The sequence below is a fragment of the Streptomyces sp. NPDC051576 genome, assembly GCF_040681835.1.
Taxonomy (GTDB): domain Bacteria; phylum Actinomycetota; class Actinomycetes; order Streptomycetales; family Streptomycetaceae; genus Streptomyces.
In genome coordinates this window covers 156332-177226 of sequence record NZ_JBFAZO010000001.1, presented here as the reverse complement: position 1 = coordinate 177226, position 20895 = coordinate 156332, and the positions used below count along the sequence as shown (strand labels likewise).

Annotated in this window: 23 protein-coding genes; 7 read left to right on the top strand and 16 right to left on the bottom strand. The window is 69.2% G+C overall.

Features of this window, described 5'->3' with window-relative positions; translation table 11 throughout:
* Window positions 1–4: 4 nt before the first annotated feature.
* Entirely contained in the window at window positions 5–364 is a 360-nt protein-coding gene (locus AB0M63_RS00845; protein WP_007383963.1) for an NADH-quinone oxidoreductase subunit A, read from the bottom strand.
* Window positions 365–1121: 757 nt separating this feature from the next.
* On the opposite strand from AB0M63_RS00845, the gene AB0M63_RS00840 reads away from it, so the two are divergent.
* Window positions 1122–1937 carry a C40 family peptidase gene (locus AB0M63_RS00840; protein ID WP_355904815.1) on the top strand — a complete coding sequence of 272 codons (816 nt, stop codon included), beginning with the start codon at window positions 1122–1124 and terminating at the stop codon, window positions 1935–1937.
* Window positions 1938–2093: 156 nt separating this feature from the next.
* On the top strand, window positions 2094–2720 hold the full coding sequence (gene def, locus AB0M63_RS00835; protein WP_366017923.1) for a peptide deformylase: 627 nt from the start codon (window positions 2094–2096) through the stop codon (window positions 2718–2720).
* Here def and AB0M63_RS00830 read toward each other — a convergent pair whose 3' ends face one another.
* Window positions 2721–4004: a geranylgeranyl reductase family protein gene (locus AB0M63_RS00830; RefSeq protein ID WP_355904808.1), complete on the bottom strand. Its 1284-nt coding sequence runs from the start codon at window positions 4002–4004 to the stop codon at window positions 2721–2723.
* A gap of 97 nt (window positions 4005–4101) precedes the next feature.
* Here AB0M63_RS00830 and AB0M63_RS00825 point away from each other — a divergent pair, with 97 nt between their 5' ends.
* Both AB0M63_RS00825 and AB0M63_RS00820 read left to right on the top strand, forming a co-directional pair.
* Window positions 4102–4608, top strand: coding sequence for a GNAT family N-acetyltransferase (locus tag AB0M63_RS00825; protein ID WP_366017922.1), 507 nt, complete (start codon window positions 4102–4104; stop codon window positions 4606–4608).
* 128 nt (window positions 4609–4736) lie between these two features.
* Window positions 4737–5051, top strand: a complete 315-nt coding sequence (locus tag AB0M63_RS00820; RefSeq protein WP_366017921.1) for a PASTA domain-containing protein — start codon at window positions 4737–4739, stop codon at window positions 5049–5051.
* Here AB0M63_RS00820 and AB0M63_RS00815 read toward each other — a convergent pair.
* From AB0M63_RS00815 to AB0M63_RS00800, 4 genes are all read right to left on the bottom strand, one after another.
* Window positions 5048–5752, bottom strand: coding sequence for a demethylmenaquinone methyltransferase (locus AB0M63_RS00815; protein ID WP_355904799.1), 705 nt, complete (start codon window positions 5750–5752; stop codon window positions 5048–5050). The genes AB0M63_RS00820 and AB0M63_RS00815 overlap by 4 nt on opposite strands.
* Window positions 5753–5825: 73 nt before the next feature.
* Window positions 5826–7187, bottom strand: a complete 1362-nt coding sequence (locus AB0M63_RS00810; protein ID WP_366017920.1) for an acyltransferase — start codon at window positions 7185–7187, stop codon at window positions 5826–5828.
* Window positions 7187–9589 (bottom strand): bifunctional polysaccharide deacetylase/glycosyltransferase family 2 protein, encoded by a 2403-nt coding sequence (locus AB0M63_RS00805; protein ID WP_366017918.1) that lies wholly within the window; start codon window positions 9587–9589, stop codon window positions 7187–7189. The genes AB0M63_RS00810 and AB0M63_RS00805 overlap by 1 nt, the downstream gene beginning before the upstream one ends.
* 19 nt (window positions 9590–9608) lie before the next feature.
* Window positions 9609–10001 (bottom strand): hypothetical protein, encoded by a 393-nt coding sequence (locus tag AB0M63_RS00800; RefSeq protein ID WP_355904790.1) that lies wholly within the window; start codon window positions 9999–10001, stop codon window positions 9609–9611.
* A 317-nt stretch (window positions 10002–10318) separates the two neighbouring features.
* On the opposite strand from AB0M63_RS00800, the gene AB0M63_RS00795 reads away from it, so the two are divergent.
* Window positions 10319–11356, top strand: a complete 1038-nt coding sequence (locus AB0M63_RS00795; RefSeq protein WP_355904787.1) for a chitinase — start codon at window positions 10319–10321, stop codon at window positions 11354–11356.
* Between the two features lie 154 nt (window positions 11357–11510).
* Here the strand turns inward: AB0M63_RS00795 and AB0M63_RS00790 are convergent, their stop codons facing one another.
* The 5 genes from AB0M63_RS00790 to AB0M63_RS00770 form a co-directional block, all read right to left on the bottom strand.
* Window positions 11511–11924, bottom strand: a complete 414-nt coding sequence (locus tag AB0M63_RS00790; RefSeq protein WP_355904784.1) for a hypothetical protein — start codon at window positions 11922–11924, stop codon at window positions 11511–11513.
* A gap of 7 nt (window positions 11925–11931) precedes the next feature.
* Complete coding sequence (gene mqnC, locus AB0M63_RS00785) at window positions 11932–13131, bottom strand: cyclic dehypoxanthinyl futalosine synthase (protein WP_366017917.1); 1200 nt, start codon at window positions 13129–13131, stop codon at window positions 11932–11934.
* Window positions 13132–13203: 72 nt separating this feature from the next.
* Window positions 13204–13782 carry a hypothetical protein gene (locus tag AB0M63_RS00780; RefSeq protein ID WP_366017916.1) on the bottom strand — a complete coding sequence of 193 codons (579 nt, stop codon included), beginning with the start codon at window positions 13780–13782 and terminating at the stop codon, window positions 13204–13206.
* Between the two features lie 7 nt (window positions 13783–13789).
* Window positions 13790–15514 (bottom strand): serine/threonine-protein kinase, encoded by a 1725-nt coding sequence (locus AB0M63_RS00775; RefSeq protein WP_366017914.1) that lies wholly within the window; start codon window positions 15512–15514, stop codon window positions 13790–13792.
* A gap of 58 nt (window positions 15515–15572) precedes the next feature.
* A complete protein-coding gene (locus AB0M63_RS00770) occupies window positions 15573–16421 on the bottom strand; it encodes a menaquinone biosynthesis protein (protein ID WP_355904773.1) in 849 nt (282 codons plus the stop codon).
* A gap of 286 nt (window positions 16422–16707) precedes the next feature.
* On the opposite strand from AB0M63_RS00770, the gene AB0M63_RS00765 reads away from it, so the two are divergent.
* Window positions 16708–16911 carry a cold-shock protein gene (locus tag AB0M63_RS00765; protein WP_003992177.1) on the top strand — a complete coding sequence of 68 codons (204 nt, stop codon included), beginning with the start codon at window positions 16708–16710 and terminating at the stop codon, window positions 16909–16911.
* Between the two features lie 177 nt (window positions 16912–17088).
* A complete protein-coding gene (locus AB0M63_RS00760) occupies window positions 17089–17808 on the top strand; it encodes a class I SAM-dependent methyltransferase (RefSeq protein WP_366017912.1) in 720 nt (239 codons plus the stop codon).
* On the opposite strand, the gene AB0M63_RS00755 is transcribed toward AB0M63_RS00760, so the two are convergent.
* The 5 genes from AB0M63_RS00755 to AB0M63_RS00735 are packed head-to-tail and all read right to left on the bottom strand — an operon-like array spanning window position 17719 to window position 20821.
* Complete coding sequence (locus tag AB0M63_RS00755; protein ID WP_366017911.1) at window positions 17719–18240, bottom strand: hypothetical protein; 522 nt, start codon at window positions 18238–18240, stop codon at window positions 17719–17721. The two genes, AB0M63_RS00760 and AB0M63_RS00755, sit on opposite strands and share 90 nt — an antisense overlap.
* The gene (locus AB0M63_RS00750; RefSeq protein ID WP_366017910.1) at window positions 18237–18782 is read right to left on the bottom strand and encodes a hypothetical protein; all 546 of its coding nucleotides are present in this window, start codon (window positions 18780–18782) and stop codon (window positions 18237–18239) included. The genes AB0M63_RS00755 and AB0M63_RS00750 overlap by 4 nt, the downstream gene beginning before the upstream one ends.
* The gene (locus tag AB0M63_RS00745) at window positions 18760–20034 is read right to left on the bottom strand and encodes a hypothetical protein (RefSeq protein ID WP_366017909.1); all 1275 of its coding nucleotides are present in this window, start codon (window positions 20032–20034) and stop codon (window positions 18760–18762) included. Before AB0M63_RS00745 ends, AB0M63_RS00750 begins: the two co-directional genes overlap by 23 nt.
* Window positions 20034–20333 (bottom strand): DUF6317 family protein, encoded by a 300-nt coding sequence (locus tag AB0M63_RS00740; protein WP_355904757.1) that lies wholly within the window; start codon window positions 20331–20333, stop codon window positions 20034–20036. The genes AB0M63_RS00745 and AB0M63_RS00740 overlap by 1 nt, the downstream gene beginning before the upstream one ends.
* The gene (locus tag AB0M63_RS00735) at window positions 20333–20821 is read right to left on the bottom strand and encodes an SAV_915 family protein (protein ID WP_366017908.1); all 489 of its coding nucleotides are present in this window, start codon (window positions 20819–20821) and stop codon (window positions 20333–20335) included. Before AB0M63_RS00735 ends, AB0M63_RS00740 begins: the two co-directional genes overlap by 1 nt.
* Window positions 20822–20895 lie beyond the last annotated feature (74 nt).

Below are 20895 nucleotides of genomic sequence, written 5' to 3'. Positions count from 1 at the left end.
CCCCTCAGTCCCATTCCAGGCCGCCGCGCCGCCATACGTACGCGTACGCGACGAAGACGGTGAGCACGAAGAGCAGCATCTCCACGAGCCCGAAAACACCCAGGGCGTCGAAGGTGACGGCCCAGGGGTAGAGGAAGACGATCTCGATGTCGAAGACGATGAAGAGCATCGCCGTCAGGTAGTACTTGATGGGGAAGCGCCCGCCGCCGGCCGGCGTGGGGGTCGGCTCGATGCCGCACTCGTACGCTTCGAGCTTGGCCCGGTTGTACCGCTTCGGACCGATCAGCGTGGCCATGACCACGGAGAAGATCGCAAAGCCTGCCCCGAGGGCTCCCAGTACGAGGATGGGCGCATACGCGTTCACCGCTCCTCGCTCCTCTCAGTCGGCACTGACTGCTGGCGATGGCGTCGGACTCACACCCGCCTCACACACCCCACAACTCCCGCCCGTCCCGGCGAAGATCGCGAACATGTGAAGCAGGTCACAAGCCCAACCGCTCCGCATCTTATGCCCGTCGCTCTGTGATCTGCGACACGGGGTATTACACAAGCTTTGTGATCTCCACCACCCGGCGAAGGATCACGGCGTCGAGCGGGCGGTGATCTTCGCACACGAAGCGCCCGAGCGATCACCAGAGGTGACATTTCCGCTCGTCACCACGGGCGAAGGGCAGCGTCTCAATATCAAGAGGCTTCCCTTGCATGCAAATTGGAGTTGGACGCGACGGCTTGATAGTGGGAGCCCGTTCACACGCCAGAGGGAGTCACGAGGAGGGGTGTGGACGCGTGCACGCGTTCACGAAGTCACCCGTCCGACGACCCGCTCGCGGTACCCGCACGAGACGCATGCATTCCGGTAACCGTTCCGTGACCTCCACCACACTCATGAGAGGCGGATGAGAACGGGGCTTGGCCACCCGTCCCAACAGGTGGTAGGCGGCGGGCAATTCGGGCGTACCGACGAAAGACCGTGATCACGGGCCTGATCGGTCAGGTCCGCAATGTCCGTTACGGCGTCAATAAGGAACGGCACAAGGGGGTTTCGTGGTGCCCGTTGAACAATTGTGGCGCAGCACACGTTTCTTGAAGGTATGGAGGAGCCCCTGATACCGGTTGGTCTCATGTCCCACACCGCTCACATACGCAGCCACCGGAAACCCCGCCGCAGCGCGACGACGAACATCGCCGTGCGTGCCGGAGTTGCCGGTGGCGTTCTCAGCATGGCGGCGGCGGGCGCGGCATCGGCCAACGCGGCCGAGACGACGCAGACCCTGCAACTGCCCACCCTGACGGCCGATCTGTCCACCCAGGTCGCACAGTCCGCCGAGGCCACCCAACAGGCCGCGGCGAACTACCAACTGCGCGCCGAGCGCGACGAGGCCGCCGCGAACGCCGCAAAGCAGGCCAAGGCGGACCTCGCGGTCGCCAAGAAGAAGGCGGAGGCGAAGAAGAAGGCCCAGGAGGCCGCCCGCAAGGCCGCTGCCGCCCAGGCAGCGTCCCGCAGCTCGGAGCGGACCACCCTGTCCGCCTCGGCGTCCACCAGCGCCTCCACGAGCACGACGACGAGCACGTCCACGGCCACCGGTTCGGCCGCCGCGATCGTCTCCTTCGTGAAGGCCCAGATCGGCAAGTCCTATGTCCTGGGCGCCACCGGCCCCAGCGCGTACGACTGCTCCGGTCTCGTGCAGGCCGCCTTCAAGCAGGTCGGCGTCAGCCTGCCGCGCGTCTCCCAGGACCAGTCGACCGCCGGTACTCAGGTGTCCCTGAGCAACCTGCAGGCCGGCGACATCCTGTACTGGGGCAGCGCCGGCAGCGCGTACCACGTGGCGGTGTACGTGGGCGACGGCATGTTCGTCGGCGCGCAGAACCCCTCCACCGGAATCGTGGAGAAGCCGCTGTCGTACGACCCGCCGACCGGCGCGGTGCGGGTGCTCTGAGCCCCCGTCCGACGCCGTGAGCATGGGGCCGCTGCCGCTCGGGGGCAGCGGTCCCCTCGGCGTTCCCTCTACCGGAGTCCGCGGCTCTCCTGCAAAGCTCTCTTCTCAAGTGCGGCCAGCCAGAAGGCCGGACGCCAAACCCGAGGAGAGTCATCCATGCCACGTGTCTTCGTCCAGGGCAGCCCCGTCGACTCCTATCCGCGCCACGCACCCGAGTCCCGGCGCGGTTCCGTGCGCCGTGTCACCGAGGTCGGCGAAGAGGTCCTGCACCGGCCGAGCCGGGACGTCACCGAGTTCGGGCCCGACCTCGCGGCGCTCATCGACGACATGTTCCTCACCATGTACGTCGCCGAAGGAGCCGGCCTCGCGGCCAATCAAGTGGGCGTGGATCTGCGCCTGTTCGTGTACGACTGCCTCGACGACGACGGTGTCCGACATGTCGGACACATCGTCAACCCGGTGCTGGACCCGCTCGACCCGGCCGGGCGCCGGCTGCTCGACGAGGGCGAGGGCTGTCTGTCGGTGCCGGGTGCGGTGATGGACGTACCGCGTCCGGACCGGGCCGTGGTGCGCGGGCTCGACAAGGACGGCCGGGCGCTGGTGATCGAGGGCACGGGGTACTTCGCGCGCTGCCTCGCCCACGAGACCGACCACGTCAACGGCCAGGTCTATCTGGACCGGCTCTCCAAGCGGGACCGCAAGGAGGCGCTGCGGCAGGTGGCGGACCGACGGGACGAGGTGTTCGCCCGCCGGGCCGCCAAAGCGCAGGCTCTGACCGCCTGATCAGGCCTTCGGAGCCACCTTGCTCAGCCCGTTGATGATGCGGTCCATCGCGTCGCCGCCCGTGGGGTCGGTGAGGTTGGCCAGCATCTTCAGGGTGAACTTCATCAGCAGGGGGTGGGTGAGGCCACGCTGGGCCGCGATCTTCATGACCTTCGGATTGCCGATGAGCTTCACGAAGGCGCGGCCCAGCGTGTAGTAGCCGCCGTAGGTGTCCTTGAGGACGCGCGGATAGCGCTGGAGGGCGAGTTCGCGGCTCGCGGGGGTGGGGCGGGCGTGGGCCTGGACGATGACGTCGGCGGCGATCTGGCCCGACTCCATGGCGTAGGCGATGCCCTCGCCGTTGAAGGGGTTCACCAGGCCGCCGGCGTCGCCGACCAGCAACAGCCCCTTCGTGTAGTGGGGCTGGCGGTTGAAGGCCATCGGGAGGGCGGCGCCGCGGATCGGGCCGGTCATGTTCTCGGGGGTGTAACCCCAGTCCTCGGGCATGGACGCGCACCAGGCCTTCAGCACCTCGCGCCAGTCCAACTCCTTGAAGGAGTCGGAGGTGTTGAGCACGCCGAGGCCGACGTTGGAGGTGCCGTCGCCCATGCCGAAGATCCAGCCGTAGCCGGGCAGGAGACGGTCCTCGGCGCCTCGGCGGTCCCACAGTTCCAGCCAGGACTCCAGGTAGTCGTCCTCGTGGCGGGGCGAAGTGAAGTACGTGCGGACCGCGACGCCCATCGGGCGGTCCTCGCGGCGGTGCAGGCCCATCGCGAGGGAGAGGCGGGTGGAGTTGCCGTCGGCGGCGACCACCAGGGGCGCGTGGAAGGTGACTTCGCGTTTCTCCTCGCCGAGCTTGGCGTGCACGCCGGTGATACGGCCGGTGCGCTCGTCGGTGATCGGGGCGCCGACGTTGCAGCGCTCGTAGAGGCGGGCGCCCGCCTTCTGGGCGTTGCGGGCGAGCTGCTCGTCGAAGTCGTCGCGCTTGCGGACGAGGCCGTAGTCCGGGAAGGAGGCGAGTTCCGGCCAGTCCAACTGGAGGCGCACGCCTCCGCCGATGATGCGCAGGCCCTTGTTGCGCAGCCAGCCGGCCTCCTCGGAGATGTCGATGCCCATGGCCACGAGCTGCTTGGTGGCACGCGGGGTGAGGCCGTCGCCGCAGACCTTCTCGCGCGGGAACTCGGTCTTCTCCAGCAGGAGGACGTCGAGTCCGGACTTGGCGAGGTGGTAGGCGGTGGCGGAGCCGGCTGGCCCCGCGCCGACGACGATCACATCGGCGGTGTTTTCGGAGAGGGGCTCGGTCACGGCGGGATCTCCCCAAGTTCGGAATCTGCGTGCCGACGGGCACTGGACATGGGCAGTCTATTCAGCGTCGCTGATCACCCGGCTGAAGGGCTGCCCCGTGAACCGAGCTCTCCCCGCAGTACGGCTGCGTGTCCCCACCGACGAGGACGCCGTCGCCTGGCACCGGGTCTTCGACGACCCCGACGTCATGGAGTTCCACGGCGGCCGGTCCGCGGAGCTGTCCGTCTACGAGGAGTTGACCGCCCGCCAGCGCCGGCACGACGCGGAGCGCGGTTTCTGTCTGTGGACCATGCTCGACGAGAAGGACCGGGTCATCGGTTTCACCGGTGCCCAGCCGTGGCCGCAGGACTGGGGACCCAAGGGCGAGATCGAGATCGGCTGGCGGCTGGGGCGGGAGTTCTGGGGCCGGGGGTACGCCACGGCGGCGGCGGAGACGACCCTGGAGCGGGTGCGGGCGGCGGGGGTGCCCAGCGTGGTGGCGATGGTGCTGGCCCGCAACACCCGGTCGATCGCGGTGACCCGGCGACTGGGGATGGAACTCGCCGAGGTCTTCACCACGCCCACGCGCGAGGAGGAGGGCCACTGCTACCGTCTCACCCTGTAACTCTGTAACTCAGAGTAACTATCGGCTACAGAACGACACTTGACGCTTCCGGTCGGGACCGGACCGGGGTTACCCTTCCGGTACCGCTGGGGGTGACATCTGTGCGCTTAACACCCAAAACACCCGAAGTGCGCGTGCCACGGCTCGTCGGCCTGATGGCCGTGGACGCGCGCGAGACGGCCCAGTCACGCGGGCTGTTCATCAACTCGCCGGACCGGCCCGACTTCCATCTCGCCGTCGTCGACTACGTCGTACGGCAGTATCCGCAGCCCGATGCCGAGGTGCCGCGGGACTCCATCGTCTACGTGTGGTTCGACTTCGGCGACGGGGACGGCGGGGGCGGGATGCGTGAGCCGCGCATGCCGAGGCCGCCGAGGGGCGGAATGCAGCGCGAGCTGGACGAGCCGCCGGGCGACGCGTTCATCTCGACGGTGATCAGCTAGCAGCCCACGCGGTCCTTGAAGCCGCGGTGCAGGGCGACGATCCCGCCGCTGAGGTTGCGATAGGCGACCTTGGACCAGCCGGCCTTGCGCAGCCGCTCGGCCAGGGCGGGCTGGTCGGGCCAGGCGCGGATGGACTCGGCGAGGTAGACGTACGCGTCGGGGTTCGAGGAGACCGCGCGGGCGACCGGCGGCAGCGCGCGCATCAGGTACTCGGTGTAGACCGTGCGGAAGGGCGCCCAGGTCGGGTGCGAGAACTCGCAGATGACGACCCGGCCGCCGGGCTTGGTCACCCGGTACAGCTCGCGCAGCGCGGTGTCCGTGTCCTGCACGTTGCGCAGCCCGAAGGAGATGGTCACGGCGTCGAAGGTGTCGTCCTTGAACGGCAGCTTCGTGGCGTCGCCGGCCGTGAGCGGCAGCCAGGGGTGACGCTTCTTGCCGACCTGGAGCATGCCGAGGGAGAAGTCGCAGGGGACGACATAGGCACCGCTGCGGGCGAAGGGGAGCGAGGAGGTGGCCGTACCGGCGGCCAGGTCCAGGATCTTCTGCGCGGGGCGGGCGTCGACCGCCTTCGTGACCTCCTTGCGCCATCGGCGGTCCTGGCCGAGCGACAGCACGTCGTTGGTGAGGTCGTACCGTTCCGCCACGTCGTCGAACATCGAGGCGACTTCGTGCGGCTGCTTGTCCAGGGATGCGCGGGTCACGGGCCCATTGTGGCAGTACGGGCCGGGCAGCCCGAAGGCGCCCGGCCCGAAGCACACGCGTCGAAAGGGAATCTCACGACGGCAGCAGTCTCGGTTTCTTCTTCGCCGCCACGTCCTCCACCCAGCCGCAGAGCAGGATGAAGACGGCGATGAGGATCCAGCCGATGCCGAACATGAACCACTGGCTCTCCAGCGGCAGCCACTTCTCGAAGGCGGGCACGTTCCAGAACTGGTCGATCAGCGGTACCGCCAGGACCAGCGCGATCTCGTGCCAGAGGTAGATCGTCACGGCCCGCGCGTTGAAGATCGTGACGGTCCGGTCCAGCTTCTTGAAGCGGGTCAGCCAGGCGAAGTCGATGTTGAAGTAGGACTTGGCCCACATCAGCAGCATGACGTAACCGGCCGACCAGTAGGTCTGGGCGAGCGGGTTCTCGTCCAGGTCGTAGGTGCCGGCCTCGGCCTGGTGCGTGAAGGCGTACCAGCCGCCGAAGGCGATCGCGGCGATCGAGAGCGTGACCACCAGGAAGGGCTTCAGTTTCTGGAGCACCCCGTCGCGGTGGGCGAAGCCGAGGATCCAGCAGAAGAGGTACGTCGAGAGGTCCCAGAGCGCGTTGCCGAAGCGGTTGTCCGGCCCCGCCCACACGAACTTGAGGACGACGATCGGCACCAGGGTCAGCAGCAGCACCGGGATCGGCGCCTTGCGGAAGATCCACAGCAGGGCCGGCGAGAGCAGGACGAACCAGAGGTAGGTCCGCAGGTACCAGAGGATCTCCCAGGCCTGCGTGCCCCAGGCGTTGCCCGGCGGGTCGCCGACCGGCACCACCCAGAAGACGATCTGCCAGCCCGGCATCCAGTCGTGGATGAGCATCGCCAGGACCACGAAGAAGCCCCAGAACCAGAACGGCGGCAGCAGCCTCCGCATCCGGCTCTTGACCACCTTGAACGCGGGCCGCTCAAGCGACTTCGCCATCAGCGTCCCGGCCAGGCCGAACATGATCCCCATGGAGGGGAACACCATCCCGCACCAGGCCCACCCGAAGGTGTGGTAGGTCACGACCCGGATCAGCGCGACGGCCCGCAGGGTGTCGAAGTACCGGTCCCGGCCCGCCGGTTTGGGCGCGGGCGCGGACTCCCGCTCTGCTACGACCTCCTCGGCCACCGGCTCCGCTGCGGGCTCCGGTTCCGCCTCGATCGGGGGCAGGGTCGCCGTCTCGTCCACGGCGACCGGCGCAGCTCCCTGCCCGTGGTCCGTCGCCGCGTACTGCTGCGGATACGGCGACTGCTGCTGGTACGGCTGTTGTTGATACGGCTGCTGCTGGTACGGCTGCGGGGGCTGGCCGTACGGCTGAGGCTGGCCGTACCCCTCGTAGCCGTAGGGCTGTTGGGGCTGCTGGGGCTGCCCGTAGCCGCCGTACCCCTGCTGCTCCCAGGTCATCAGCTCGCTCCCGCCGGTGTGCCGACCTCGCCGGTGCGCTTGAGTTTCTGCCAGCGCAGCCGGCCGCCCGTCAGGGCGGTGATGCAGGAGTGGATGAGGACGAGGTACATCATCTGGCGATAGGCGAGCTGCTGGAGCGGCAGCATCATCAGGTAGCGGTACTTCTCCCGGTCGAGCCGGAAGGCGTAGGCCGCGCAGAAGAGCTGGATGCCGAGCACCGCGAACCACATCGCGAGGGACGCCCAGAAGTCGACGAAGATCATCGAGTAGACGGTGAAGACGTCGATCAGCGGGGCGAAGACCGGCGTGATGATCTGGAAGATCACCACGAGGGGCATCCCGACCCGGCCGAAGCGGCCCGAAGGACCCTTGTCCGTAAGGGACTTGCGGTGCTTCCACAGGGCCTGCATGGTGCCGTAGGACCAGCGGTAGCGCTGCGACCAGAGCTGCTTCAGCGAGGCCGGGGCCTCGGTCCAGGCCCTGGCGTGCTCCTGGTAGACGACCCGCCAGCCCTCGCGGTGCAGGGCGATGGTGATGTCGGTGTCCTCGGCGAGGGTGTCCTCGCTCATGCCGCCGACGGCGAGCACCGCCTCGCGGCGGAAGGCGCCGATCGCGCCCGGGATGGTGGGCATGCAGCGCAGCAGGTCGTACATACGGCGGTCGAGGTTGAAGCCCATCACGTACTCGATGTGCTGCCAGGCGCCGATGATCGTGTTGCGGTTGCCGACCTTGGCGTTGCCCGCGACCGCGCCGACCTCGGGGTCGGCGAAGGGCTGCACCAGCTGGTGCACGGCGTCCGGCTCGAAGACGGTGTCGCCGTCCATCATGATGACGATGTCGTAACTGGCGTTGCGCACACCGTTGTTGAGGGCGGCCGGCTTGCCCGCGTTCTCCTGGCGGATGACCCGGACGTTGTTCATGCCGAACGAGCGGGCCGCCTCGCGGGCGATCTCGGAGGTGCCGTCCGAGGAGCCGTCGTCGACGACGATGATCTCGATCGGATGGGTGCTCTTCGCCAGCGACTCAAGGGTGTTGGCGATGCACTCCTTCTCGTTGTACGCCGGGACGATCACCGACACCGGGCGGGTGACGGTCGCTCCCCAGCTGAATCGGCGTTTGTTGCGCTGTCTGTAGTGGCGCCGGGCGAGGATCAGCATCATCCCGAACCGGCTCATGACGGCGACGCCGACGACGGTCAGGCCCGCCGCGAGTCCCGGCACCACCCACTCGGCGACTCTGACCGCCCAGATCAGCGACTTGCCCTCGTAGAGGGTCATGCCGGTGGCCTCGCGGTGGGCGGCCTGGAGGGCCGAGATCCGGCCGTTGCCGTTGCCGTTCCCGTTCCCATTGCTGTTGCCGTTGCCGCCGACGGCCGAACCGGTCGTCGTCTGGCCGCTGCCGGGCGCGGTGCCGGCGGGGGCGCCCGCGGTGGGCGCGGCGGAGGGCTGCGCGCCGGCGGTGACCGTGCCGGAGCTGGTACCCGCGGCGGCACCCGTGCTCGTGACGGGGCGCTGGGCGGCGGTGTTCTTGGCGATGGCGCCGCTCACGGTGGTGAACGTGTAGCCCTTCGCCTTCATCTTCGCGATGTACGTGGGCAGCGCCTTCATGGTCTGCGAGCGCACCCCACCGGCGTCGTGGAACAGCACCGAGGAGCCCGAAGTCCCGGACGGAGTCGCCCACTTGATGATCTTCGCGACGCCGGGCTGCTTCCAGTCGTCGCTGTCGGTGTCGACGAAGACGCTGGTGTAGCCGTCGGCGCCGAGCTTCTTGTAGACGGGGTAGCTGTAGTTGTCGATGGCGTCCGTCTCCGAGGAGTACGGCGCGCGGAACAGCGTCGTCGTGATGCCGGCGGCGCCCGCCAGCGCGAGCTGCGTCTGTTCCATCTCCCGCTTGATACGGGCGTCGCTCTGGTAGGAGAGGTCGACGTGGGTGAAGGTGTGGATGCCCACCTCGTTCCCCTGCGAGACCATCTGCTTCACGATGTCCGGGTAGCGCGAGACCATCGAGCCCACCAGGAAGAACGTGGCGGGGACGTCGTACTTCTTGAGGATCTTCAGAACTGTCGGTGTGTAGGTGGGGTTCGGGCCGTCGTCGAAGGTGAGGACGATGGTCTTCTTCGGAATGGTCTGCGTGACCGGCTGACCATTGCGGAAAGTCAGGATCGGGCCGCCGTTGAGCACCTTGTCGGGGACCTTGCTGGCGCTCGCGCCGTCCCGGACGCGCTGGTCGCCGCCGACTTCCGCGCGCAGGTAGCCGTCGAGCAGCATCACGCAGGTGAGGCCGAGGAGAAGCAGCAGGGCGAGAATCACCCGGGGCCGCTGGAGGGCGGCGGCCTTGCCGGCCGCGCGCTCCATCCGGGTGGGGGCGCGGCGGCGCCCGCGCGAGGGAGTCGTCGTAGTCATGGCTGCGGTCGCGCTCCGGTTACTGTGCGGTGGCTGAGGCGGACGGGGCCGCACCCGTGGGGGCGCCCGAGGGGATGTCGGTCGGCGCGCCGGTCGGAACGCCGGAGGGCGCCACACCGCCTCTGCCGCCGTCGGGGCCGTAGCCACCGCCCGGAGCCGACCCGGCCTGGCCGCCGCCGAAGGGCAGCAGCGAGGAGGGGTTGACGGAGATGCCCCAGCCCATGAACGCCATGCCGAGTACGAACGCGTACCCCAGGCAGACGACACCCATGAGGAGGCCGATCCGGCGCAGCACCTTTGACCGGCGGCCGGAGTTGTCAACGAACACGGGGCCTTCTGCGGACCCGTTGCCGCGTTTACGGCGGCGACCCCGCTCGGAGGCGGGGTTTTCGATGGCGGACTCGGATTGCATTCCCCAGATATTAGGCGGGCTTTATGTGACCAAAACTCGGAATCACTTGTGAGCCTGCCAAGAAAATCGACGGAACCTGTCTCTTCCCTTAGAGAAACCAGGAAACGCCTTATGAACAGCCAGTGTCAGTAGTGTCCCCAATTTTCCGCCTTGTCGCCCGACTTGACCGTTTCGCGCATCGACACCCGTGGGTTTCCTATGTTTTATCTGTCTTCGTAAGACACAGCCCCATGTGCTTCATTTAGGCTTCGGAAACCGACTCTGTTTCCATCCTGAGACAGAAATCACCGTCCCCACGCGGAAAGGGTGCATGCTCAATGAGGAGTTTCCTGAAACCGGCGGCCGGGCTCACCTGCTTGTTTGCCCTGACGGTCACCGGGTGCTCCTCAAGCTCCGACGACACGTCGGACGCGGCACCCGAAGCGACCCGGCAGACCAGTACGGCGCCCTCCGAAAGCGCCTCGTCGACACCGTCGTCGACCACGTCCTACGCCCCGTACGTCAGCGTCACCACCGCCGCCGACATGGACGCCACCGGGGCCCCGACGACGTACAACCTCGCCTTCGCCATCGCCAAAGGCAGCACCTGCACGCCGGAGTGGAACGGCACGACCGCCATCGACAACGCGGCCGTGAAATCCAGGATCGCGGCGCTGAAGACCTCCGGCGCCACCGTCCGCGTCTCCTTCGGCGGGGCCTCCGGCAAGGAGCTGGCCACGACCTGCACCAGCGCGACCGCGCTCGCGAAGGCCTACGGCGAGGCGCTGGACGCGGCCGGCTCGACTCAGGCCGACTTCGACATCGAGGGCGACACCCTGACCGACTCCACCTCGGTCGCCCTGCGCTCCAAGGCGATAGCCCTGCTCCAGAAGGAACGCACCGATCTCAAGGTCTCGTTCACGCTCCCGGTGATGCCCAGCGGCCTCGACTCCGACAGCCTGGCGCTGCTGGAGTCCGCCAACGACAACGCGGTCGAGGTCTCCACCGTCAACATCATGACGATGAACTACGGCGAGTCGTACACCGCCGACATGGGCGACTACGCGATCACCTCGGCCACGGCCACGCACACCCAGCTCAAGAAGGTCTTCGGGCTCTCGGACGCCGGCGCCTGGCAGGGCATGGCGCTCACCTCGATGATCGGCGTGAACGACGTGTCGGGCGAGACGTTCTCCCTCGCGGACGCGGCACAGGTACGGACGTTCGCCGAGGAGAAGCAGATCGCCTGGGTGTCGATGTGGTCGACCTTCCGCGACCAGCAGTGCGAGAGCGGTTCGTCCAACGACGACGCGGCTACTGACTGCAGTGGAGTGACCCAGAGCTCGGGCGCCTTCGCGAAGGCGTTCGCGGGCTGAGGTCCCCTCCGGGGGTCAGACCGTGTCCGCGAAGTCCCGCCGTTCGCCAGCAGGGCGGGCCTCGCGCCCGCCGCGGAAGCGGCCGGTGTCGCAGTCGGTGTGTGCTCTCGGCGTGCCGGGCGTCGCCGGGCAGGCGGGACTTTCGCAACAGGCCCTAGCGGCGCCGGTGCACCAGTCGCCCTGCGCACACGGTGGCGATGCACGCGCCGGTCCCGTCGAGGACGGCGAGGTCGGCGCGGCCCAGGACGACAAGGGCCACGGGACGTGGGCGGGCGAGGATCACGACGTCGTTCCGCTCTGCGGCGGCCCGGAGTTCGGGTGAGTCGACGTGTTCCGCCAGGACAGCCGTAGCCCCGGTCTTCAGTACGGCGTGGATACGTTCCCGCGGGCTCGGCGCGTCCGGGAGCGGCCCCTCGTGGACGCGGGCGGGCCCCAGCACACCGGGCCAACTCCGCACCCTCGCACCCGGAAACCGCGCCTGGACCTCCGCCAGCGTCCCCACACCCGCGATCCGGGCGCCCTCGACGGCGACGGCCCCACCCTCGTCCGCCGTGTGAATCGTCAGCACGGCGGCCCTAGTTGGCGGAGAGCAGCTTCAACTCGGGGTGAGCGGTGCCGCCTTCGATCGCCGTGGACGAGATGTGCGACATGACCCGCTCGTCGACGGGGTCGTTCGCCGGGTCGTCGTGGACGACGATGTGCTCGTACGTCGTGGTCCGCTGGGCCGGGACGCGCCCCGCCTTGCGGATGAGGTCGATGATCTCCATACGGTTGGAGCGGTGCTTGGCACCGGCCGAGGAGACGACGTTCTCCTCCAGCATGATCGAGCCGAGGTCGTCCGCGCCGTAGTGCAGGGAGAGTTGGCCGACCTCCTTGCCGGTGGTCAGCCAACTGCCCTGGATGTGGGCGATGTTGTCCATGAAGAGGCGCGCGATGGCGATCATGCGCAGGTACTCGAAGAGCGTGGCCTGCGTGCGGCCCTTCAGGTGGTTGTTCTCGGGCTGGTAGGTGTACGGGATGAAGGCGCGGAAGCCGCCGGTCCGGTCCTGTACGTCGCGGATCATCCGCAGGTGCTCGATGCGCTCGGCGTTGGTCTCGCCGGTGCCCATGAGCATGGTCGACGTCGACTCGACGCCCAGGTTGTGCGCCGCCTCCATGATCTCCAGCCAGCGCTCGCCGGACTCCTTGAGCGGGGCGATCGCCTTGCGGGGGCGCGCGGGCAGCAACTCCGCGCCGGCCCCGGCGAAGGAGTCGAGACCGGCCGCGTGGATGCGGGTGATGGCCTCCTCGACCGACACCCCGCTGATCCGGGCCATGTGCTCGACCTCGGACGCGCCGAGGGAGTGGATGACCAGTTCGGGGTACGCGCCCTTGATCGCGGCGAAGTGCTTCTCGTAGTACTCGACGCCGTAGTCCGGGTGGTGCCCGCCCTGGAACATGATCTGCGTGCCGCCGAGTTCGACGGTCTCGGCGCAGCGCCGCAGAATGTCGTCGAGGTCACGCGTCCAGCCCTTGGCGGTGTCCTTGGGCGCGGCGTAGAAGGCACAGAACTTGCACGCCGTGACGCACACGTTCGTGTAGTTGATGTTCCGCTCGATGATGTACGTCGCGATGTGCTCGGTCCCCGCGTACCGACGCTTGCGTACGGCGTCGGCGGCGGCGCCGAGCGCGTGCAGCGGGGCGTCGCGGTAGAGGTCGAGGGCCTCTTCGGGGGTGATGCGCCCGCCCTCGGCGGCACGGTCGAGGACGGACTGAAGCTCGGCCTTCTCGGTCACCGGGGCGTCCCTTTCGTCAAGGGTTGTGGACGGACTCAGCCAGCCTACGCCAGCGCATATCGCGTCCCGACCTCAGGCCGTGAAGGCACCGACCAGCAGCCCGAGAAAGGCACCGGCGAGCAGAAACGGCCCAAAAGGGACGGCACGCGTCCCCCTCCCGGCAAGGACACCCCCGTACAACGCCCGGAGCAGAAACCCCGCCAAGGCGCCCAGCATCACCGTCGGCCACCCGTACCACCCGAGCACGACCCCCGCCCCGACCGCGAGCCGCACCTCCCCCAGGCCCAGACCGCCACCGGGATCGAGACGGGACAGACCGAAGTAGCCCGCCCCCAGCCCCAGGCCTCCGAGCAGCGCGCCCGTCCAGTGACCGGCGTGCTCGGGCAGGAGGACGACGAGACCGAGAAGGAAGAGAGCACCACCGGCGAGGGGAAGCGCTCGGTCGGCGGGTGCGGGCAGCAGGACGGCGGGCGCGAGCAGCAGCCACACCACCAGCTCGGGCCTGATCCCGGTGGCCACGGCGAGGGCGACGCACACCAGCGTGACGAGGAGCGCGGTACCGGCACCGCGCCGGCCGGCCCGCGCCACCACCGCCCCCGCACCCGCGCCCCACACCCCCGCGAGGGCGATCAGCAGATGGTCGTAGTCCACTGCGCGACTACCCGACCTTGGACATCCGCGCGGTCGGCGAACCCTCGGCCGAGCTGTCCGACGCGTAGGTGAGGTCGTCTCCGGTGGGGGTGAGGGTGACGGTGTGTGCGGCCTGGTTGCACACGTCACGGTTCGTCTTCGCGCCCGCAGCCGTGGCGACGAGCCGGGTCTTCGTCACCTGCTTCAGGGTCAGTACGTCGTCGCAGACACCGCCGAGCGTGTCGGTCTGCCGCAGAACGCCCAACTGCTGCCCTACGGCCGCCTTGCGCACCGTGAGCCGGAAGGTCCCGTCCGGGAGGGTGCCGCCGAGGGCGGTGCCGTCGCCCTGCCAGGTGCCGAGGTAGACGGCGGGGACGGTCCCGGCCGGGGTGGCCGCGGGCGCGCTCGGCGTACTGCTGCCGCCAGTTGCGCTACTGCTCGGCGTGCTCCCTGCCGTCGGTTCCTTCGCGGAGCCCGCGGAGGTGTCCGTACCCCCGTCGCCCGGCAGCATCCGGAACAGGAGGACCGACCCCACGGTCACCGCCGCGAGCGCCCCGGCGACGGCGAGCACGACCGAGCAACTGACCTTGCGCCCACGCCCGTTGACCCCCGGAGCGGCCGTGGCGGCAAGGGAGACGGAGACCTTCCCGGGGCGATGGCCGGCATCAGGGGGAAGGGTGTCGTGCGGGGCCGCGTCACGGGGCTCGGGCACGAGACCGGGCGTGACGGTCGGAGTCATGGGTGTCATGGGTGCCATGGGCATCACCGGCGGCGGCCCGAACGCACCCGCCCCCGACGAGGGGCTGCTGAACCCCACCGGCCCGGAGGACCCCGAAGGCACCCCCTCGGCCACCCCCGCCGCCTCAAGGTTCAGCAGTTGTACGGCACTTCGGCTGACCTGCTCGACCAGCGCCCCCGGCAGCCACCCACCGGCCACCAGCCGGGCGGCCCCCTCCGGGGCGAGCAACCGGCCCACCTCACCGGGGGTGGGCCGGACGACCGGGTCCTTCGCCAGACAGGCACTCACCAGCTCCCGCAACTCACCACCCATCTCCCCCAGTTGGGGCTCCTCGTGGACGACCTTGTAGAGGAGGGCGGCCGAGGAGTCACCGGGGAAGGGCGACTCACCGATGGCCGCGTAGGCGAGCACCGCGCCCAGGGAGAAGACGTCCGAGGCGCCGGTCGCCCCTTTCCCGAGGATCTGCTCGGGGGCCATGTAGCCGGGCGAGCCGACGGAGACGCCGGTGGAGGTGAGGGAGGCGGTGCCGTCCGTGGCGCGGGCGATCCCGAAGTCGATGAGGAGCGGACCGTCCAGGGTCAGCAGCACGTTGGACGGCTTCACGTCCCGGTGCACGAGCCCCAGTTCGTGGACGGCGACCAGTGCTTCGGCGAGGCCCGCGCCCAGCGCCCGTACGGAAGGAATCGGCAGCGGCCCGCCGTCCACGACGGCGGCGGAGAGGGACGGACCGGCCGCGTACGCCGTGGCAACCCACGGCACCGCGGCCTCCGGGTCGGCGTCCAGGACGGGCGCGGTCCAGGCGCCGCCCACCCGGCGCGCGGCGTCGACCTCACGGCGGAAGCGGGCCCGGAACTCCTCGTCGAGCGCGAAGTGCGGATGCACGATCTTGACCGCGACCGTACGGCCACCCGCGCTGCGCCCGAGATAGACCCGGCCCATCCCGCCGGAACCGAGCCGGCCGAGCAGCCGGTAGGGCCCCACGACCGCGGGTTCGTCGTCTCCGAGCGGCTGCATGCCGTCCACCCCTCCCCCGTACGACTTCCAGCAGGGTAGTGGAGCGCCCCTCCCGTGATTACGGCTGGAGCAGATCCACGTTCACGTCGGCCGGGAAGCCGGTCGTGGGTCCCACCCGGCGGGCGAACTCGGCGACCGCGGCGAGCTGGGGGCCGCCGAAGCGGAAGTCGAGGGTGGTGAAGTACCGCTCCAGGACCTCCTCGTCGAACTCCTCCCAGCGGGCGGCCTGTTCGGCGACCTTGCCGACCTCTTCGAGGGAGAGGTTGCGGGAGGCGAGGAAGGCCTCGTGGACCTTGCGGGTGATGACCGGTTCGCGCTCCAGGTAGTCGCGGCGGGCGGCCCAGACGGCGAAGACGAACGGCAGCCCGGTCCACTCCTTCCAGAGCGAGCCGAGGTCGTGCACCTCAAGCCCGAAGCGCGGCCCGTCGAGGAGGTTGGCGCGCAGCGCGGCGTCACCGATGAGTACGGCCGCCTCCGCCTCCTGCATCATCAGGCTCAGGTCGGGCGGGCAGGTGTAGTAGTCGGGCTGGACGCCGTAGCGCTCGGCGAGGAGGAGCTGGGCGAGCCGGACGGAGGTCCGCGAGGTCGAGCCGAGGGCGACGCGGCGGCCGTCGAGCTGGTCCAGCGGGACCTGCGAGACGATCACGCAGGACATCACCGGGCCGTCGCAGCCGACGGCGATGTCGGGGAAGGCGACCAGGTCGTCCGCGTTGCGGAGGAATTCGACGAGCGTGATGGGCCCGATGTCGAGGTCCCCCTGCACCAACTGCTCGCTGAGCTTCTCCGGGGTGTCCTTGGTGAGCTCGAAGTCGAGAAGCGTGCCTGTTCTCGCGAGCCCCCAGTACAGGGGCAGGCAGTTCAGGAACTGGATGTGGCCGACGCGCGGCCGGGTGCGAGAATTGTCCACAACGTGAGGCTAGACCTCATGAGGTACGCTCCATACTTCGGCCCCACAGTCAAGCCTTTGGCGATCTTCAAACGTCCGGGTGATGTGATCTTGGCCTCTATTGCTTTCGGCTGCCCGCATGCTAGGCTCGCCGCAAGTTGCAGTTTGGTTTCCCTTGCAGTACAGAGCCTGCGGAGCATGTAACCGCAGGCTCTAGTCGTTTTCAGACGTATGCAGTAGTGCGGGACTTGTTTTCACACTTGCAGGGTTCTGGAGCAGGGCAACCCTTTGGGCCCAAGGAGGGCTTATGGCTACCGGAACCGTGAAGTGGTTCAACGCCGAAAAGGGCTTTGGCTTCATCGCCCAAGAAGGCGGCGGCCCCGACGTCTTCGTTCACTACTCCGCGATCAACGCGAGCGGCTTCCGTTCGCTGGAGGAGAACCAGCAGGTCTCCTTCGACGTGACCCAGGGCCCGAAGGGCCCGCAGGCGGAGAACGTAACCCCCGTCTGAGTCACTTGATCGATAGCAGTCATTCGGTCTCGGAGCCTGGTGTTTTGCCTGGTGCTTTGATCCGGAACAGATAGCAGTACCCAAGGAGCCCCGCGCCGCAAGGCGACGGGGCTCCTGCCTTTGCCTCCGGCGGTCGGGCGGGCGGGCTGTCGGTGGGGGTCGGTAGGGTCCCCGGCCATGACATCGACGCCATCCGCCGAAGCCGGCTTCGTGACCACCACCCGGACCTTCTACGACGCCATCGCCGAGGACTACGCGGACATGTTCGCGGGTGAGCCCGGCGGCAGGCCGCGCGACTGGACGGTGCAGGCCGCCTTCGCCGAGCTGGTGAACCGTGGCGGGGGCGGCCAGGTGGCCGACCTCGGCTGCGGCCCGGGGCGGACCACCGCGCACCTCGCCTCCCTCGGCCTGGACGTCTTCGGGCTCGACCTGTCCGCGTCCATGCTCACGATCGCCCGGCGCGAGAACCCGGGACTGGTCTTCCGTCAGGGCTCGATGCTGGACCTGGACATCCCCGCCGGGACACTCGCGGGAGCCGTCTCCTGGTACTCGTCCATCCACACCCCTGTGGACCGACTCCCGTCCCTCTTCGCGGAGTTCCACCGCGTCCTGGCCCCGGGCGCCCACCTCCTGCTCGCCTTCCAGGCGGGCGACCGACCCCTCACCCTCGACCGGCCCTTCGGCCACCCGGTACGCCTGGACTTCGAACGACGGCGACCGGACGCGATGGCTGGGCTGCTGGAGGCGGCGGGGTTCGTGCTGCGGTCGCGGACGGTGCGGGAGGCGGACGAGGAACTCGGGGAGTCTTCAGCGCAGGCGTTCTTGCTCGCCCGCAAGGCTTCGGCTGTGCTCCAGGGCTCGGCGGGCGCCGACCTCGCTGGGGTACTCGCGGACTGAGAACACGGCCGCGATCGTGCCGACGCACCACGCGAAGAGGGCCGGCACGACGGGGAGCACGAGCAACGCGGGGAGGACGGCGGCGCGGCCCAGCCCCTGGCCGCGTTGCGTCGCGTACCGCTTGTCCAGCCAGGCCTGGGTGGGAGTCGGCGGGTTCAGCATCTTCTCGCGGATGTCCCGGCGCTGCTTCACCCAGCCCCAGACAAAGGCCCCGCATGCTGCGAGCGCCTGCGTCCAGTCCCACACCGTGCGCAGGGGCGCGGGCAGGTGAGGGCGGAACGACTGGTAGAGCCCGAGGACGATGAAGCACATGAAGGCCAGAATCACGAACCAGAGGAGTGCGCCGGAGGCGCGGCGCAGCCAGTAGCGGGCGCCGCGCTTGTACCAGGTTCTGCCGAGGCCGGGCAGTTTCGGGATGTCGGACGGGGTCATGTTCCGGAGGGGTGCTCCTGGAGCCAGCGACGGGCGCCGACCTCGCTGGGGTATTCGCGGACCGTGGTCCAGGCGGCGAGCCAGCCGACGAGGTACGCGGCAAAGGCCGGCATGACGGGTGCCGCCAGGGCGATGAGCACCCGCCCGCCCGCGGCACCGAAGCCGGCCGACCTGCCGGCCTGCCGGTTGTGGTCGCGCTTGGCGATCCAGGTCTCCTTCGGGCTGGGCGGGTTCAGGAGCGCCTTGCGATGACCTTGGCGCTGCTTGATCCAGCCCCAGACGAGGGCCGCGCAGCACAGGACGACCTGTGCCCAGTCGTACGCGGTGCGGGCGTTGGACGGCAGCAGGTCGCGGACTCCCTGGAAGAGGCCGAAGGTGAACAGGCAGTAGAGGGTCATGAAGACGAGCAGGAAGACCGTCGTACGCGCACGGCACAGCCAGTAGAGCGTGCCGCGCTCGTACCAGGTCCTGCCGAGTTTCGGCAGCTTCGGGATCTCCACGTGCGCCGTGGCGGCGGCCTCAGAAGATGCTCGTGACGCCATGCCACACGTCCTTCACCAGTCGTTTCCCGTCGTCCAAGGTCTCGGAGCCGACATCACCCACGCCGTGCAGCACACCGCCGACCACACCGTGGTCGTGGATGTCCTCGCTCCAGTGCTCGTGGACGGCGTGGTCGATGACGCTGGTCGCGGCGATGGTCGCACCGACGCCGACCGCCGCCACCGCCACCGCGCCCTCGACCGGCAGTGCAACCACCGCCAGCGCACCCGCAGCCACACCCCCGACAGCCACCCCGACGTCCACCGTCACCGACTTCTGCCACGACCATCCCTTGTCATGGTCGTCCTTCGCCTCCACCAGCCCGCACGCGGCGGCCGCGGCGACATCGATGACCGGAACCTCCTTGAGGAACTCCGGCAGCGCCTCAAGACCCTTGCCCAGCCGCAACGCGTCCGCCGCGTCGGCGAGCTTGACGTTCAGGACCCGGTCGTACGGCAACTTGCTGCTGCCGACGTCGGCGCGGGCGATGGCCTCCTCCAGGGAGTCGACCTTCATGACCGCGTCGCCGTAGGCGCCCTTGGCGGGCAGGTCCTTGGGGAGGCCGCGGCCCGCCTTCTGGTATGCCTTGCGCTCCGCCCGCATCTCCTTCTTCGCCGCCTGTGCCTCGGCCTTGGCGTCGTCGAGCTGGGCGCGCGCCTTGATGCCGCCGGCCCGGGCGTCCTCGGCGTCGTAGGCGTACAGGGTGCGCAGCGCGTCGGCGATGGTGATCTTGTCGCCGGTCGACACCTTGTCGGTGACCTGCGCGTACAGGCCGTTCAGCTTGTCGGCGGCGACCAGCCGGGCGTGCTGGGCGGTGTGCATGACCTGCTTGCGGACGGTGTCGTACTCGGTCATCGCGGAGATGGTCTTCTGGTCCGCCCCGCTGGGCGGATTCGCCGTGACCATCGGCAGGGGCACACCCTTGTCCCCCATGGGCACGCCCTTGGTCGTGGCGACGTGCTCGGCGTTCTGCAGGGCCGTCTCGCAGGTGGACAGCGCGTCGGCGAGGGTGCTGAGGATGTCGCCCACGTCGCTCACCATGCTGGCGAAAGCGCCCGCCGTCAGCGCGTCCTCGCTCCACTTGGCGCGGAACTCCTCGGCTGCGTCGCCCTTCCAGCCCGCGTCGCCGACCAGCTTCTCGACGGCGCCGGTGACCGGGCGGACGACGTCGTCGAGTTTGTCCTTGGCGTTCTTGTACGTGGTGGCCATCGTGCGCAGCCCGCCGATGTCACCGCCGACCCAACTGTCGCCCATCAGCCCTCCACCATCAGGTCCTCGAACACGCCGTGGACGTCCACGTCGTGCCGGTGGAACGAGTCACGCGCGTACGCGACCTTGTCGCCGTGGTCGTCCAGCCGGTCGGCGAAGCCGGTGTGCAGGCCGAGGATGAGGTTCGCGACCTCCTTGATGGCGTCGTCGAGCCCCGCGTCCCCTCCGCTCACCACGGGCGGGGAGACGTCGGTGGCGAGTCCCCGGTAGTCGGTGGCCTGGTCGTGGAAGGTCTTGGTCATCGAGGTGAGATCGCTCAGCACCGCCTTGAAGTCGGCCGACATCAGCGCACCTCCCGTGCGAGGGCGGCCAGGTCGGCCGGCCGCCAGTTGGGCCGCCCCGGGGCGACCTTCGGGTCGAGGACGACGGTCGCTCCCCGCTCCCCCATCGCCTCGGCGAGCGGTCCGATCGACGTGAGGACCCAGGGCTGGGCCTCGCCGAACGCGGCGACGAGCTTGTCCAGCGTGCTGAAGGCGAAGGCCGCGGAGTGGGCGGCGGGGTGTTCGAAGAGTTCGTAGACGACGAACGGCATCCGGACCGGACGCCCGTCCCCGTTCACGGCCTCGATGGACCGGGGGTGCGCCGGCACGAACACCGCCGTCTCGTACGGCGGCACGCCCGGCCTGGGCCCCGGTCGGCCGTCCGGCTCCGGGCCGCGCGGCGGCTCCGCGTCCGCGTAGTCGAGCAGGCTCGACCGGCGACGCTCCTCCGACTTCCCCGTGGGCGGACCCTGTGTGTAGTCAAGAAGGCGTGAACGGTTCGGCTCCCCCACCGCCGTCTCCTCTTCCCCGTAGGTCGTCGTGGTCGCTGTGGTCGCTGTGGACGTATTCGCGCCATCACAGTAGC

What these genes read in the sequence shown, in the direction of transcription:
- AB0M63_RS00840 (WP_355904815.1), top strand. Translation starts at nt 1,122, where the DNA reads ATGTCCCACACCGCTCACATACGCAGCCACCGGAAACCCCGCCGCAGC.
- def (WP_366017923.1), top strand. Translation starts at nt 2,094, where the DNA reads ATGCCACGTGTCTTCGTCCAGGGCAGCCCCGTCGACTCCTATCCGCGC.
- AB0M63_RS00810 (WP_366017920.1), bottom strand. Translation starts at nt 7,187, where the DNA reads ATGACCTGGGAGCAGCAGGGGTACGGCGGCTACGGGCAGCCCCAGCAG.
- AB0M63_RS00805 (WP_366017918.1), bottom strand. Translation starts at nt 9,589, where the DNA reads ATGACTACGACGACTCCCTCGCGCGGGCGCCGCCGCGCCCCCACCCGG.
- AB0M63_RS00800 (WP_355904790.1), bottom strand. Translation starts at nt 10,001, where the DNA reads ATGCAATCCGAGTCCGCCATCGAAAACCCCGCCTCCGAGCGGGGTCGC.
- AB0M63_RS00795 (WP_355904787.1), top strand. Translation starts at nt 10,319, where the DNA reads ATGAGGAGTTTCCTGAAACCGGCGGCCGGGCTCACCTGCTTGTTTGCC.
- AB0M63_RS00775 (WP_366017914.1), bottom strand. Translation starts at nt 15,514, where the DNA reads ATGCAGCCGCTCGGAGACGACGAACCCGCGGTCGTGGGGCCCTACCGG.
- AB0M63_RS00765 (WP_003992177.1), top strand. Translation starts at nt 16,708, where the DNA reads ATGGCTACCGGAACCGTGAAGTGGTTCAACGCCGAAAAGGGCTTTGGC.
- AB0M63_RS00760 (WP_366017912.1), top strand. Translation starts at nt 17,089, where the DNA reads ATGACATCGACGCCATCCGCCGAAGCCGGCTTCGTGACCACCACCCGG.
- AB0M63_RS00755 (WP_366017911.1), bottom strand. Translation starts at nt 18,240, where the DNA reads ATGACCCCGTCCGACATCCCGAAACTGCCCGGCCTCGGCAGAACCTGG.
- AB0M63_RS00750 (WP_366017910.1), bottom strand. Translation starts at nt 18,782, where the DNA reads ATGGCGTCACGAGCATCTTCTGAGGCCGCCGCCACGGCGCACGTGGAG.
- AB0M63_RS00745 (WP_366017909.1), bottom strand. Translation starts at nt 20,034, where the DNA reads ATGGGCGACAGTTGGGTCGGCGGTGACATCGGCGGGCTGCGCACGATG.
- AB0M63_RS00740 (WP_355904757.1), bottom strand. Translation starts at nt 20,333, where the DNA reads ATGTCGGCCGACTTCAAGGCGGTGCTGAGCGATCTCACCTCGATGACC.